The organism is Oceaniferula flava (assembly GCF_016811075.1).
In the GTDB taxonomy this organism is placed as follows: domain Bacteria; phylum Verrucomicrobiota; class Verrucomicrobiia; order Verrucomicrobiales; family Akkermansiaceae; genus Oceaniferula; species Oceaniferula flava.
In genome coordinates this window covers 578,574-592,454 of record NZ_JAFBGL010000001.1, presented here as the reverse complement: position 1 = coordinate 592,454, position 13,881 = coordinate 578,574, and the positions used below count along the sequence as shown (strand labels likewise).

Below are 13,881 nucleotides of genomic sequence, written 5' to 3'. Positions count from 1 at the left end.
TGGGCCGAGGCCCCGGATGAGCCGCGCCGATTAGGAGCCAAGCGGCAAGAGCTCGTTGTAGCGCTCCACCGCGATGGTCTTGCCGGTTTCCTCATCGACATCAACGATGACACCGCAGAGACGCACCTGCCCTTTGGCCACAGGGAAACGTGTGGGCATGCCGGTTTTGAACCGCCACACCACCGACTCCACATTTCGGCCTAACACAGAAACATCGGGCCCGCACATACCGGCATCGGTCAGGTGCGCGGTGCCTTTGGGGAGAATCTTCTCATCCGCCGTTTGCACGTGGGTGTGAGTGCCGGCGACGGCGGAAACTTTGCCATCGAGATGCCACCCCATGGCGATCGATTCACTCGTGGTCTCGGCATGGAAATCGACAAAGATAACCTTCACGCCTTCCTCCTCACGCAGTCGGTCGGCCTCGGCCTCCATGGTGGTGAATGGGTTTTCCAAGGGAGGATTCATGAAGGTGCGTCCCTGGCCATTCATCACAGCCACTTTTCCTTTCGCGGTTTCCAAGACGACGCTGCCATTGCCCGGCGTGCCATCTTCGTAGTTGATCGGCCGCAGCAAGCGGGGTTCGTTCGGAAGGTAATCCACGATTTCCTTCTGGTCCCAGATATGATCGCCGGAGGTCAGCACGGCGATGCCGCAGCGCAACAGATCGATCGAAATTTTCGGTGTAATCCCGCGTCCTGCGGCGGAATTTTCACCATTTGCGATGATAAAATCAATCTCCCGCTCACGTTTCAATGATGGCACACGACCAATTACAGCCTTGCGTCCCGGCTCACCTACGATATCTCCTAGAAAAAGTATACGAATCACGGCGCAAGTGAATCACAGCCAGAGCCGCCCGCCAATACTTATCACTACTCACCTCTGATGTCTCAAAAATCATCGCATCTCAGCCCCTTAGTTGTCGTTCTCAGCCTCTTGCTCGTGGCAGCGGGGACTTACATCCTCACCATGCTCCACCACAGCCCGGCCCCCAGCCCCGTGCCGGAAGCCGAGCTGGCCGACGCCCTGGAAGAACTACCGGACGCTCCCGACGACGGCGATCCCCCACTGCCACCCAGTCACGATAACACCCTGGCGGATCTCGGTGTGCGGCCCGACTGGAACTCGCTCGACATCTGGCAGGAAACGATCACCCGCGACGACTTCGAATACCTGCTCACCAAGGTCTATACTGTGGACGACTCCTGGAAGCGCTACATCACCATCCATCCGGATCACGCAATCATCCGCACCGATACCCGGGTGCCCAATGCCACCTACCGACTGGATTTCTCCTACGAACTGAGTGCCGCATCACCTGACCGAAACTGGAATGCTGCGGGAGACCTTCCCCCAGGCACCAAGGACAAACCACTGGCAGGCGTGCACATTGCCATCGACCCCGGCCACATCGGAGGAGCCTTCGCCAAGATAGAAGAACGTTGGTTCCAAATTGGCGACCAGCCACCGGTGATGGAAGGAAACATGACCTTGCAGACGGCCAAAATCATCAAACGCCAGCTCCGCGCGCTGGGGGCGAAAGTCTATCTGATTCGCAAGGACAACAAACCGGTCAGCCAACTTCGCCCCGCCGACTATCGGGATGAGGCCGTGGCCAAAGCCCGCTCACTCGGCATCCTTGACGAAGAAAAAATCCAAAGCCTGCAAGAGAAGCTGTTCTATCGCACCGGCGAAATTCGCGAGCGTGCGCGGCGGGTGAACCTCGCTTTCCGTCCCGACATCGTGCTCGCCCTGCACTACAATGCCGAGTCCTGGGCCGATCCCACAAACCCGACACTCACGGAGAACAACCACTACCATGTGCTGCTACACGGAGCACTCACCAGCTCTGAGCTAGCGCACGATGACGAACGCTACGAGATGTTAGTGAAAATCCTCACTCGCTCGCATGACGAAGAAAAACCGGTCGGGGCCTACATCGCGCAAGGCTTTGCCCAGTTCACCAAGCTTCCCGCATACCGCTATCAGCCGATGTCCTCACGGGCCGTGGAGATTAAAATTAATGGTGTCGAAGGGCTGTGGGCGAGAAACCTGTTAGCCAACCGCCTTTACCAATGCCCGGTCATCTTCCTGGAACCCTATGTGATGAATAATCAGGAGGTGTTCGATCGGGTGCAGCTCGGCGACTACGAGGGAACCAAGATGATCAATGGTGTCGAGCGGAAGTCGATCTTCCGTGAGTATGCGGAATCAGTGGTCGAAGCGCTGAAGGCATACTACCTCGACCACCGCATCATTCGTGAGTAGAGCTCCCGCGAGATCTCCGCTCGGCTCACTCACAGTCGGTCAATTGACCAGACCGTCTTACTTCTTACGCGGTTGAGCCTGCGCAGGTTTCGGCATCTTGGCCGACACCTTTGTCAGCCATCCATTGAGCTTGCCGCGCAGCTGACCAGCTAGCTCGGGATGCTTTTTCAGCAGATTGTTTTTCTCCATCGGATCGTCTTTGAGATTGAACAAAGCGTCCGCTTTCACTCCGTGACCGACATACAATTTCCAATCGCCCTGAAGAATCGTGCTACCCATGTAATATTTCACGTCCGGGCGGTTGTGAGGATAATGCCAGAACAAAGCGTCCCGGTCCAATTTCTCCGCACCTTGCAACAGAGGCTTCAGGTCCAGGCCCTCCAGCTGTGTGATCTCAGTGGTCGAGCCGCCGGCTGCATGCACAAAGGTCGGAAAGAAGTCCATGCTCGTCACAGGCACGTCACAGGTCGTTCCTCCCTTGGTGACACCCGGCCAGCTGACCACCATGGGAACTCGCACACCACCTTCTAACAATGATCCTTTTTTATCAGCGAGCCACTGGGTGGGTTTGTGGCCGCCGTTGTCGGAGTAAAAAACGATCATCGTATTCTCCAGTGTGTTCGTTTTCTCCAGAGCCGCGATCACCTTGCCCACGGCATTGTCGAGGCTCTCGAGCATGGCCAGGTAATTATTCCCGCCATTTTTTTTCACCAGATCTTTAGGGCCCTTGATGGGCGTGTGCACCGAATAGGGCCAGAGTGTGAGATGGAATGGTTGTTCGTGGTTTGCCTGAATGAACGAGGCTGCGGCATCGCCCAGGTGATTGGTAAGATACTCCCCTTTTGCTCCATTTTCGATCGTGGCATTCTTGAATGGAGAGAACCAGGACTTTGGTTGTCCGTAGGCACAGCCTCCGATATTGCTTTCAAAGCCATAGTGTTCCGGGTGCCAGTCGCTGTTCACCACTCCGTCCTTGGTGGCGATTGATCCCTCGCCTGCCAGGTGCCACTTGCCAATGAAACCCGTCACATAATGTAACTTTTTCAGCTCGCGGGCATAGCTGGGGAGATCGAGCGGCAGGTGCTTGAGAGAATCTGCATCGCGCGGGCCACCTTTCGGAGCACGTCGTTCATTTCCAGCTTTTCCCGGGATATGCGTCGTCAACCCAATCTGCGCGGGTGACATGCCTGTGATGCAGGCCGCACGTGTGGGTGAGCAAACGGTCGCGGCAGCATAAGCCCGAGTGAAAACCACCCCCGTCTTGGCTAAGCGTTGTAGGTTCGGCGTGTTGATTTTTGGATCACTACCATCGAAATCCACCCAGCCGGGACCCAAGTCATCCGCCATGATGAAAACGATGTTAGGTTTCGCCGTCTCGGCCAGTGTGAAGGGAGTCGATATCGAGATGAGGGCGAGGAAGAAAATGGCAGGACGAGGGAGAACGAACTTCATTGTTAGATTGGGGTGGTGACTTTAATTTTTAAGCGTCGAACTAGGTGGCAGAGGAACGTCGTGTTGCTTCCTCCAGGCGATGAGTTCAGCCTTCAGACGCTGGGCAACTTCCGGGTGACTTTGGAGTAGATTCCGACTTTCCTTCAGGTCTTTCTCCGTGTTGTAGAGCTCGGTTTTACCATCTTTCAGAAACTGGATGAGCTTCCACTTTCCTTTGCGGATGATCGAGCACGGCGGGTCCTTGTAGGCGCTGGCGATGTGCCAGAAAAGCGGGCGTTCTTCGAGAGTTCCGCCTTTGGCGATCGGTAACAAACTCTCTCCGTCGAGGGTGCCCGTGTAGTCGTCGACGCCCGCGAGTTCGAGGAAGGTGGGAAAGAGGTCGAGCCCATGAACCGGTGTCTGCTTGCGGCCGGGAGTGACCACCTTGGGCCAGTGAATCAGAGCCGGGACACGCAGGCCACCATCGTAGACATTGCCCTTGGCTCCCCGGAGGTTCTTGCTGGCGCTTTGCAAGCCATTGAAGCCGTTGTCGGAGGTGAAGACGACCACGGTGTTTTCACGGAGACCTGAGCGGTCGAGGAAGTCGAGGAGGCGACGCACATTGTCGTCGATGGATTTCACCATCGTTGCGTAGGCGGCGATTTCCTGTTTCTTCTTCGCTGGCCCCATCCCCTGGCCGGTGTTCGGATCGCCTTTCTTCTGCATGAAATGGGCGAGTAATTCCTCGCTGCGAGGAACTGACGGCCGGTGCGGCGCGTAGTAGTGCAGGTTGACAAAAAACGGACCGTCCCGGTGACGTTTGATGAAATCGATGGCGTCATCGGTGAGGCGATCGGTGAGCCACTGGTCGTCAGGTTTCTCTTCGATAAACGGGTTCTTAAACGGCGCGACATAGCCACCACCGGGAGCCTTGTAACCTTTCGTATAGCCGCGTGAGGGATCGCCCCACCAGCTGCCGCCGACGTTTTCATGGAAGCCGCGCCCGGTGGGGTAATACTTTTGCAGCTCGGGCGAGCGATGCGCCGGCAGCCAGCTCATGTCGCCATTCTTCGGTTGGCCAAGTTTTTTCGGGAGTGGGTCACTTTGCTCCTTGTCCGGGTGTGGGCCGACGATGTGCCACTTGCCCAAGTGGATCAATTGATACCCCGCCCGGTTCAACGGCTCGGCGTAGACCGGGTGATCGGTGCCGACCGTCCACTTGGAAAAGATATTATCCTTCGCCTTGCCCCGCTCTAACACAGGCACCGTGTAGCAGCCGGTGCGGAACGACTGCTGACCGGTCAGAATCGCCGCACGTGACGGCGAACAGGTGGGATACATGAAGGCATTTTCAAAAACCACACTCTCTTTCGCCAGCGCATCCAAGGTCGGGGTTTCGAAATACTCACTGCCCATGAATCCCACATCCTGCCAGCCGAGGTCATCGGCAAGGATGAACACGATGTTAGGCGGCTTGGCACTGGCGACTGCAGTCAAGCCCAGCAGAGCAAACAGGCAGGTATTCAGGCGTGAGCGAATGGAATGAATCATGAGGATATCAGTTTAGTCTTTGGCTGGCCACCGGGTCGACTCCCCTTTTTTCAAGGTCATCACCTCGCTGAATGATCCATCGTGATAGAGACGGAAGCGGGTGTCGCAGGTGGCGCGGATGGTGGCTTTTTGCAGGCGGTTCTCGGCCCAATCGATATCCACTTCCAGACCGCCGCGAGCGCGGAGGCCTCGGACGTTTCCTTTCGACCACGCGGTGGGCAAGGCCGGTAGCAGGTGCAGGATGTAGGGAGCCTCGACCAGCTTGTCATCCGGCACGACGGGGACAAAGTGCTGCGGATGATTGGCATCCGGCTGGTAAGCGACAAAGGCAGCTTCTTCGATGCTTGTGGCCTCATCATTCACACTGCGCAGGTGACTTTGCAGTAGCATTTCGCAGACGCCGGCACCACCGCCGAAGTTGCCATCGATCTGGAACGGCGGGTGGAAATCGAAAAGGTTGGGATAAGATCTCTTGGACGTTAGAAACTTGTAAATCTTATGCGCCCGGTCGCCATTGTGCAGTCGAGCCCAGAAGTTGGTCTTCCAGCCGGTGCTCCATCCCGTCGATTGATCCCCGCGATGTTTCATCGTGACCAGCGCCGCCTGATAGAGTTCAGGAGTGGTCAAGGGTGAGATATCTCGACCCGGGTGCAGGGCGATGAGGTGCGAAATATGACGGTGGGTATTCTTGGGGTCATCCCAATCCTCGGGCCACTCTTGCAGCTGGCCGTGTTTGCCAATTTTCTGCGGACAGAGTCGTGGGATCATCTTTTGCAAAGTCTGGCGGAACTCAGTATCGCGCTCGAGAATGTAGGACGCCTCAATGCAGTCGGTGAACAGATTGAGCACCAATTGCTGATCCCATGACGCGCCGTATGCCTGCTTGTTGAGTTTCTGTCGGTGGTAGTTATTTTCTGGCGACCAAGTCGGATACACCACCAAGCTGCCATCCTTCCATGGCGCGAGGTGCTCCACAAAGAACTCCGCCGCGCCTTTCATGATGGGATACACCTGCTCGAGGTATTGCGGGTCGCGACCGAATGCGTAGTGTTCAAAAAGATGCTGTGACAGCCAGTGTCCCGCCTGCTGGGTGCGGCGTCCGTGTTCATTCTGGGCCGTGAATCCAAAGACGTTGCCATTCAGCCCCATGCTCCAGCCCTTGTTCACATTGAAGGTCCGGCGGGCGCTGTGGGCCCCCGACTCGGCGATCACCTTCATGTATTCCACATAAGGGCTGAAGGATTCTGGCAGGTTCGCCGTTTCCACCATCCAGTAGTTCATCGCGAGGTTGATATCGGTGTGGTAATCGCAGTTCCAAACCGGCTTCAGCCGATCGTTCCACAGTCCTTGCAGGTTGGAAGGCACCGGAGCTCCCCGCGAGCAGCTGATCTGCAGGTAGCGTGAGTAATGGAAATAAAGGTTCTCCAGCTCCCGGCTCTCCTGCTTGGCCAGTTGATTGGTGGGGACTCCGGACGCTGTGAAATCGAGCTCCAAACGGCAGCGATCCATCAGGCTGGCGACATCCGCCACATGGGCCTCCTTGAGCACCTCGTAGCCGAGTTTCACAGCGGCATTCAGGGTGCTGAGCGTATCTCCTCGGTGGTCTCTGCCTTTGAAGCTGGGATACTTCGGCAAGTAATCGTTATACCCCGCCAGATAGATTCGCACATCCGTGGCTCCACTGATCTTGACCGATCCATCAGGCTGCGCCGCGAGCTCACCATCGACGGCCTCGATGTGGATGAGTTGCATGAACTCGACGTTGTCTTGAATCATCGCCGCCTCGCCGAGCAAGGTGATCCGATTTCCCTCGGCAGAAACTTTCGCCCCCTTGTGCTTGGTTTTTGTGCTCACCGTCAGGTTCAGGGTCGACTCCTTCGCACGTAGCCGCGTGACCATCACATCGTGCGGGTAGCTGCAGAAAATTTCGCGCGTGAACTGGCCACCGTTGAGCTCGTAGGAAACCAATCCCACTCCGCTTCGGATATCGAGTGCCCGACGGTAATCGGTCACCTGCTTGGGATCATGCCCGGTATCGATCCAAACATCGGTGAACGGCGCGTAATTTCCTAACTTTTCTTGGGTGCTGAGATACTTGGTCGACATCGTCTCCATGCTCTCCGGACCGGTGCCTGTGTTCCCCTTGCGATAAACCTCACGCACCTGATCAAGCTGCTCCGGAGTGACCTTGCGAGAGGATGATTGCTCGCCGGCATCTTGGCCGCGCTTGGCATTCATCCACAAAGTGATGTCATTAGTCATCAAGTGTTCCTTGGAAATGCCGCCAGAAAACATCGCGCCCAAGCGACCATTCCCCAAGGGCAACGCCGTCTGGATGAACCCGGATTTCTGAGTCGATTTCCCCATGGCCCGATTAGGTGGAGCCTCGTCGTTCGCAGGGCGGTCATAGTGCAGCTCAAAACGCGCGTCCGCATGCGCTAGCGAGTGCGCCACCAGAGCGCAGCCCAATGTGAAGCTTATTTTTTTGAGGATCATCATGATGTCTATCAGGCAATCTACCTTGCCCACTCGACGATCCTTTCACGAAGCGCGTCATCGCGTCTACCCTCCAAATGGAGGAGAACCGACTACTCGCCACCAAAAATTTTCTGCACCTGATCCAGATACTGTTCTGTGGAATCCTGGCTGCTGGGACGCATGGCCTCACGCTTCAATGCATCGCTAAGCTCACGGTATTCCTTGAAGGCGCCACTGACATCGTGCGATTGCGTTATGTAGAACCAGTCGAGATAATCGCGCACCCGCTTGCCCGCCGCTTGGAACTTCATGCGCACATCGCTGAGGTTTTTCAGTCGCGTGCTGATCTCCTTATCCTCACCTTCGGCGAGCTCACGCAGAATCTCGGCATACTCGCCTAACAACGGTCGATAGGTGGGGAAACACCGATAGCTCAACCGCTCTAACTCCGCCCGAGCTCCGGCGACGGCATTGAAGCGCTCGGCGGGCTCCAGCTTGAGCACTTCCTGATAGCCATCGATCCCTACGGAAACAGCTCCCCGCTCGGGGTCTTGGTAGCGCAGCACGAGGATGCTTTCCAGCCGTCGATCAGTATCCACGATGGAGTAGACATCGGTCATGTGCGCCGTGCCGAGCTCGGCCATCTCGAGGTCCACCCATTTTTCCAAGCTATTTTGGGACTTGTTCATGCCGGGGAAATGCTTGCGCATCAGGTTCTCCATCTCGCCCTTGAATGTGGCGACATCGGCGAGGTAGTTAGAGATGCTGCTACGGCCGTCTGGCTGACGTAGCAGAGCATTGACCATGGCTCCTGAGATGGCACGGAAGGCCAAGGGTTTGCGCCCCTGCATGGCCTGCCACTCTGCCTCGCTCGCTGCGAATACTTGGTCGAGCGGTAGGATTTTGAAATACGGCAGGTCAGCCTGGTAGATTTTCTTCTCCGCGGTGCCGGCTTTGATATCGAGAGCCTCCAGCATGCCGACGATGAGCCAAGGTTTGACCAGCACCCGCTCGTCGTCCTCCACATTTTGGCCCGCGCCCAGTCCTCGCTCGTAGAGCAGCAGCTCCATCAGGTGGTAACGCAGTCGACGGTTATCCACGCCCTTGGCCAGGTGGATGTGTAAGCGCAGCTGATATTGACCTTGGATATCGACGATTTCGCTTACCAAGTTTTCCTTTCTCTCCTTGTCCCCTTCCTTACCGTAGAGGCGGATGATGATGGGGATCTGGAGTTTGCGATCATTATCACCGGTCAGGCTGTTGAGCTGCACGCGCAGGTTCTCAGCGATCGATGCAATGCCACCACGAATCACCTGACGACTACCCACCACCGAGATCTTGCCGAAGTGGGTCACACCTGGCTGGGCATCGATATCAGGGGTCAGGTCCTGAAGTCCAAGCGGAGCTTCAGGCTCCACAGGAATCGCCTTCGGTGCAACCGGATCATCCAAGCGCGGCTCACCTTCTTCAGCCAACAGAGATGTGGCTACCATCAGCAGGCTGAGCATGGAGGAGGCAAGCTTCATGAACTACGTTCCTCGGGGCGACGTGGATCGAGCGTGATTTTCCCTTCTTCCACTTTGATATCGAAAATTTTCAGCTGGCCGGCGTCGTTTTTATACAACTTGAGCTCTTCACTCAGTTCCTCGGCGAGGCTGTTAAATGCGGGCATGATCAATCGGGCAAAGCCACCGGGAGCTCTGACTTGGCCGATGTGCGACGCGTGACGGCTGATGCTGAAGCCATTTTTAGCGCGCTCGAATTTCATGAACAAGGAGGTCATGTGCGACTGCTTGTTCGGTAGTTCACGCTCGATGATGATTTCGATTTCATCCGGTTTAAAATCCACCCAGACATGGCTGGCGGTGACATAGCTGGCGAACAGACCTTCCTGCTCCAATGCTACTCGCTTACTCAGCCAAGCGTTGATTTCCTCCTCGCGGAAGGTGATGGGATAGCCACTGGAGATGGCACTTTTCAGGCGTTCCTTGAGCAGAGGGGCCTTGATCGAGCGACCATTCAAAATTTCGCTACGACCCGCAATTTGATCGATGTCGTATGCTTGAATGGCGGGAAACACCTTGGTGCCTGCGACGTTGGCATCAATGATCTGCTGGTTGAATTCGGCGGGTTTTCCTGCGGGTTGCCAGATGAAATAAATATGCAGGCCGAAGTAGGCCAGCAGCAGTAAGAGAACCATGAGTGTAAGTCTCTTCATGCACCCCGATTTCTTTGCGGGGGCGTCTTCTTTCTTCTCGACGTTCTTTTTTGCCATAGCGTGGTCAAGGAGTTATCAAATCCTGCAGACCATGGGAAGCACGGATTGTGCCTCGCTTGATTCCCTGTCCTGCGCACGTCCGAACAAAAAACGGAGGACTCTAGCAAGAGTCCCCCGTCTGGAAAATGGCACCTGCTGGGTGGTGCCTGTGCTGGCTAGCGATTACCAGTTATCGATATTGTCCTTCTCTTCGTCGTCATCGCCATCGCGACCAGCCGACCAGAGATCGTAGTCCGGGTTTTGCATATCCGGGCTGTTGGGATCGTTGCGGTAGCGCAGTCGGTTGCGGAAACCGTCGATGAGGAAGTATTCGCCACCGGACTCTTCCACATTCTTCTGCGAGCCGGCGAGGTTCGGGTTCAAGGCATCGAGGTAGACTGTGGCGCCTTCATCCGGTGAGCCATCAGTGGTTCCGGCTCCACCGGTGCCGACATTGACGTCCGCTCCGTCGCCGTAAAGTTCACGATACAAAATCTCGGTGCTGTCATCGAGATCGCTGGCAGTTTCCTCCGGATACTCGTTGAAGTCAGAATGATACTCGTCCAGGGCTCTGGAGACGCTGGCAATGAATACCTTGGTCTTATTCTCAGCTGCCTTCTGCTTGTAAAAACTCAAACCGCCCACGGTCATGGTCGCCAGAACGGCAATGATCGCGATGACCACGATGATTTCGACCAGTGTAAAGCCGCCGACCGAACTCCTAGAACTTGAATGCTTAACCTTCATGATTGTGATGTATGTATTATGTATTTCGATTTGGCAAGCTTGGAAATCAGACCCCAAATTGCCCTCGTTCTCGTCAAGCTATCAGATGGATCTGATTTGAAAAGAATCCATCTGAGATAGTTTCCACCCATGGGGGGCGGTCTGTTGGCCTATTTCCGCAGCTTCGGCTGGAAGTCGTCGCTGCGGAACGGATAGGCTGGAAGCCCCTCCCCATTGACCAAATTTACTTTCGGCATACCGGCAAAGGCGTAGCGGACGAACTTTGGTTCGGCCACTTGATCCGACTGCAACACGACACTTTGGCCCACGATCTTCGCCTCCGCTTGGTGCCACTTCCGATTGCTATCCGCGATCCAGAAAGCGCTCGGGCTCTTGCCATCGTTGGTTTTCAACCCCTCGGCGTGATCGAAGACCACATGAATGCGCCCCCCACTGCCAATCACCTTGTTCATCACTGGCCCTTGAGCTTCTAGTTTTTTGCCATACACATCACGGGCGGCTAGCAGAGCCAAACGCTGCCCGACGGGAAGCTTGTCCTTGGGGTGCACATTTTTCATATCGCCGAGGTCCACCGTGTTGGCCACGCTGACGCCATCAAGTTGCAGTGCCTTGAGCTGGGCTTCGCGCATCCATGCCCATGAGTGAGCCGTGGGGCTTTGGGGATCGCGGTTCGGTCCGGTGGGCAGCACTTTGCCGTAACCTGGCAGCATCGCGATGAGGAAGTGCATCTCCTCGTTGTCCCATTCCTGACGGTAGCGTGCGATCCACTTTTTCAGCACATCACCGTAGATCAGCATGCCGGAGTTTCTCGAAAACCATGGGGTTTTCAGCATACCGAACATCGATTGGGTATTGCGCTCGCCCTGATACCAGACCAGTCCGCGGCAGGCGTAGGGAGCCAGCGGGTGCATCATGGCATTGTAGAGAATGTTCGTTTGCCGGCGCAGAAAGATGTCCTCTTTTTTCGTCCACCCCTTAGGCGCATTCAGAGCGGCCTTGATCTGCTCGTGCGCTTCCTTATTGGCATCGAACTCCTCCATCATAGTTTTGAAATGCGGCACCGTCTCGGTCATGTCACGCGGCATCCAAGCCTCCAGTGATGAGCTGCCCCAGCAGGTAAGAATGATCCCCACCGGCACATCTTCGTGCTGCTGCAGGGAATGGGCAAAGGCCAAGGCGACGGCACTGTCCGGGTATTGATCCACCCACTTGCCTTCGCAGCGGTCTTGCTCGGTGAAGGCGACGGTGCGCTTCACGGTAAAGCTGCGGATGTTCTTCACCTTGGGCAGCAAGGCCTTCACTCCCGGCGAATTCTTAACGCCGAACTGCATGTTCGATTGCCCGGCACAGATCCACACCTCGCCAACCACGACATCACGGAGTTCCAGTTTCTCCGCTTCCGTTTTGAGCTTGGAGGAAAAGGTCATCGTCTTTGCCTGCTTGGTCGCCGGCAGAGGATCCAGCTTGAGCATCCACTTCCCCTTGGCGTCGGCGCGGGCCGACTTTTTCTGTCCGGAGAACTCAACGGTGACCGTCGCGCCCGGATCGGCATCTCCCCAGACCGGGAGCTGGGTGCCGCGTTGAAGAACCATGTGGCTCTGGAACAAGGAAGCAGGACGAAGCTCGGCCTGTAAGTTGGCCAAGGTGCCTGCGAGCAGGGCGGCGCTGAGGAGAATGGATGATTTGAGCATGAGTGGATGGTTGGCGCGATCGCGCGATTGCTTGTTTACTTGGTTGCCCCTTGTTTAGGGCGGTGATCGGACATGAGTTTGGGATCCACCTTGGTCGGCAGTGTGGCGATCCAGGCTTCGAGTTGTTTCACCAATTCGGCAACGACCTCAGGGTGCTTGCTGCGGATCTCCGTTTTCTCCAGAGGGTCAACGCTGATGTCGTAGAGCTGGACTTTTTTCAAATCGGCACTGGCGAGCAGCTTCCATTTTTGATCGAGCACAGCGTAGTCGGCATCACTTTTGCGCGCCTTCTGCTTTTTCCAGAAAAGCGGCTTCGAGCGCAGCTTGGCCGGGCTGCCTTTGAGCACGGAAACCTGACTCACGCCGTCCGGTTGATAGCCGGCAGGCAAGGGAGCTCCGGCAATTTCACAGAAGGTCGGCAGTAGATCGACAGCGGAAATCCACGACACTTTGTCGTGAGCCCCGGCAGCGACTTGTTCCGGCCAGCGCACGAGGAAGGGCACGCCAATGCCACCTTGATAGATCGACCCCTTGCGTCCCTGACGACCACCCGTCGTCCCCACGCTGGCAGCGATGCCATAGCCTTCGCCAGTGGCGGTATCATGCATGGTGGTGAGCTTTCTATTGTTAGTGGGCCCACTTCCGGCCGGTCCGTTGTCCGAGCTGAAAATCACCAGCGTGTTTTTGGTCAGGTTGAGACGATCCAAGGTGTCCAGCACCTCGCCGATGCGGTCGTCCGCATGGGACAGCACGGAGGCATAGATGTTCGCCTTTTCCGGAAGATCGGGGAAACGCTTGCGGTATTCCGGCAGAGTGTGGAACGGCGTGTGCGGTTCGTGCACCCAGAGGTTGATGAAAAACGGTTTCTCCGCTTTGACACTTTTTTCGATCAGGGCGATGGCATTTTTAGCGTCGTCATGCACCGGCATCTGCTCGTCGGAGCAGTTGAAGGCACCGACCATATCGTAACCATATTTTTCAGGACGCGGTGAGTCCGGGATCATGTTGTTCGATAGATGCCACTTGCCGAAGTGGCCGGTCATGTAGCCGGCTTTTTTCAGCAGTCGAGGAATCGTCACGATCTCGGGGTCTACCCAGTCGGGCATGTTGCGCGCGGCATTGCTTCGCGGTGTGGCGAAGTGACCGGTGATATTTAAGCGCGCAGGAAACAAGCCGGTCATCACGGCGGCCCGACTCGGTGAGCAGACGCCGCTGGCCACGGTGAAGTTCTGGAAATCGGTCCCCTCTTTGGCGAGGCGATCGATGTTGGGGGTCTTGATATACGGGTGCCCGTGGCAGCTGAGATCGCCCCAGCCCCAGTCGTCGGAAAAGATGAACAGGATGTTAGGGCGTGGCTTGGCAGCGGTGTCGTCTGCTTGCACATGACTCGTCGCCACCGCAGCGGCGGCAAGCACGGAAAGCTGGAGGTATTTTTTAATCATGAGTTGGGGGTCT

10 protein-coding genes are annotated in these 13,881 nt (G+C 56.4%); 1 reads left to right on the top strand and 9 read right to left on the bottom strand.

Annotated elements, in window-relative coordinates; genetic code table 11:
* Positions 1-30: 30 nt before the first annotated feature.
* On the bottom strand, positions 31-831 hold the full coding sequence (locus tag JO972_RS02530) for a TIGR00282 family metallophosphoesterase (RefSeq protein ID WP_309488420.1): 801 nt from the start codon (positions 829-831) through the stop codon (positions 31-33).
* A gap of 57 nt (positions 832-888) precedes the next feature.
* On the opposite strand from JO972_RS02530, the gene JO972_RS02525 reads away from it, so the two are divergent.
* Positions 889-2,271, top strand: a complete 1,383-nt coding sequence (locus tag JO972_RS02525) for an N-acetylmuramoyl-L-alanine amidase (protein WP_309488419.1) — start codon at positions 889-891, stop codon at positions 2,269-2,271.
* A gap of 57 nt (positions 2,272-2,328) precedes the next feature.
* Here JO972_RS02525 and JO972_RS02520 read toward each other — a convergent pair whose 3' ends face one another.
* From JO972_RS02520 to JO972_RS02485, 8 genes are all read right to left on the bottom strand, one after another.
* Positions 2,329-3,723, bottom strand: a complete 1,395-nt coding sequence (locus tag JO972_RS02520) for a sulfatase (protein ID WP_309488418.1) — start codon at positions 3,721-3,723, stop codon at positions 2,329-2,331.
* A 21-nt stretch (positions 3,724-3,744) separates the two neighbouring features.
* On the bottom strand, positions 3,745-5,253 hold the full coding sequence (locus JO972_RS02515) for a sulfatase (RefSeq protein ID WP_309488417.1): 1,509 nt from the start codon (positions 5,251-5,253) through the stop codon (positions 3,745-3,747).
* Between the two features lie 12 nt (positions 5,254-5,265).
* Positions 5,266-7,752, bottom strand: coding sequence for a glycoside hydrolase family 95 protein (locus tag JO972_RS02510; protein ID WP_309488416.1), 2,487 nt, complete (start codon positions 7,750-7,752; stop codon positions 5,266-5,268).
* Between the two features lie 89 nt (positions 7,753-7,841).
* Positions 7,842-9,257 (bottom strand): hypothetical protein, encoded by a 1,416-nt coding sequence (locus JO972_RS02505; RefSeq protein ID WP_309488415.1) that lies wholly within the window; start codon positions 9,255-9,257, stop codon positions 7,842-7,844.
* Entirely contained in the window at positions 9,254-10,006 is a 753-nt protein-coding gene (locus JO972_RS02500; RefSeq protein ID WP_309488414.1) for a hypothetical protein, read from the bottom strand. The genes JO972_RS02505 and JO972_RS02500 overlap by 4 nt, the downstream gene beginning before the upstream one ends.
* Positions 10,007-10,171: 165 nt before the next feature.
* The gene (locus tag JO972_RS02495; protein ID WP_309488413.1) at positions 10,172-10,735 is read right to left on the bottom strand and encodes a type II secretion system protein; all 564 of its coding nucleotides are present in this window, start codon (positions 10,733-10,735) and stop codon (positions 10,172-10,174) included.
* A 149-nt stretch (positions 10,736-10,884) separates the two neighbouring features.
* Complete coding sequence (locus JO972_RS02490) at positions 10,885-12,426, bottom strand: sialate O-acetylesterase (RefSeq protein ID WP_309488412.1); 1,542 nt, start codon at positions 12,424-12,426, stop codon at positions 10,885-10,887.
* A gap of 35 nt (positions 12,427-12,461) precedes the next feature.
* Complete coding sequence (locus JO972_RS02485; protein WP_309488411.1) at positions 12,462-13,868, bottom strand: sulfatase-like hydrolase/transferase; 1,407 nt, start codon at positions 13,866-13,868, stop codon at positions 12,462-12,464.
* Positions 13,869-13,881 lie beyond the last annotated feature (13 nt).

What these genes read in the sequence shown, in the direction of transcription:
- JO972_RS02525 (WP_309488419.1), top strand. Translation starts at nt 889, where the DNA reads ATGTCTCAAAAATCATCGCATCTCAGCCCCTTAGTTGTCGTTCTCAGC.
- JO972_RS02520 (WP_309488418.1), bottom strand. Translation starts at nt 3,723, where the DNA reads ATGAAGTTCGTTCTCCCTCGTCCTGCCATTTTCTTCCTCGCCCTCATC.
- JO972_RS02515 (WP_309488417.1), bottom strand. Translation starts at nt 5,253, where the DNA reads ATGATTCATTCCATTCGCTCACGCCTGAATACCTGCCTGTTTGCTCTG.
- JO972_RS02510 (WP_309488416.1), bottom strand. Translation starts at nt 7,752, where the DNA reads ATGATGATCCTCAAAAAAATAAGCTTCACATTGGGCTGCGCTCTGGTG.
- JO972_RS02505 (WP_309488415.1), bottom strand. Translation starts at nt 9,257, where the DNA reads ATGAAGCTTGCCTCCTCCATGCTCAGCCTGCTGATGGTAGCCACATCT.
- JO972_RS02500 (WP_309488414.1), bottom strand. Translation starts at nt 10,006, where the DNA reads ATGGCAAAAAAGAACGTCGAGAAGAAAGAAGACGCCCCCGCAAAGAAA.
- JO972_RS02495 (WP_309488413.1), bottom strand. Translation starts at nt 10,735, where the DNA reads ATGAAGGTTAAGCATTCAAGTTCTAGGAGTTCGGTCGGCGGCTTTACA.
- JO972_RS02490 (WP_309488412.1), bottom strand. Translation starts at nt 12,426, where the DNA reads ATGCTCAAATCATCCATTCTCCTCAGCGCCGCCCTGCTCGCAGGCACC.
- JO972_RS02485 (WP_309488411.1), bottom strand. Translation starts at nt 13,868, where the DNA reads ATGATTAAAAAATACCTCCAGCTTTCCGTGCTTGCCGCCGCTGCGGTG.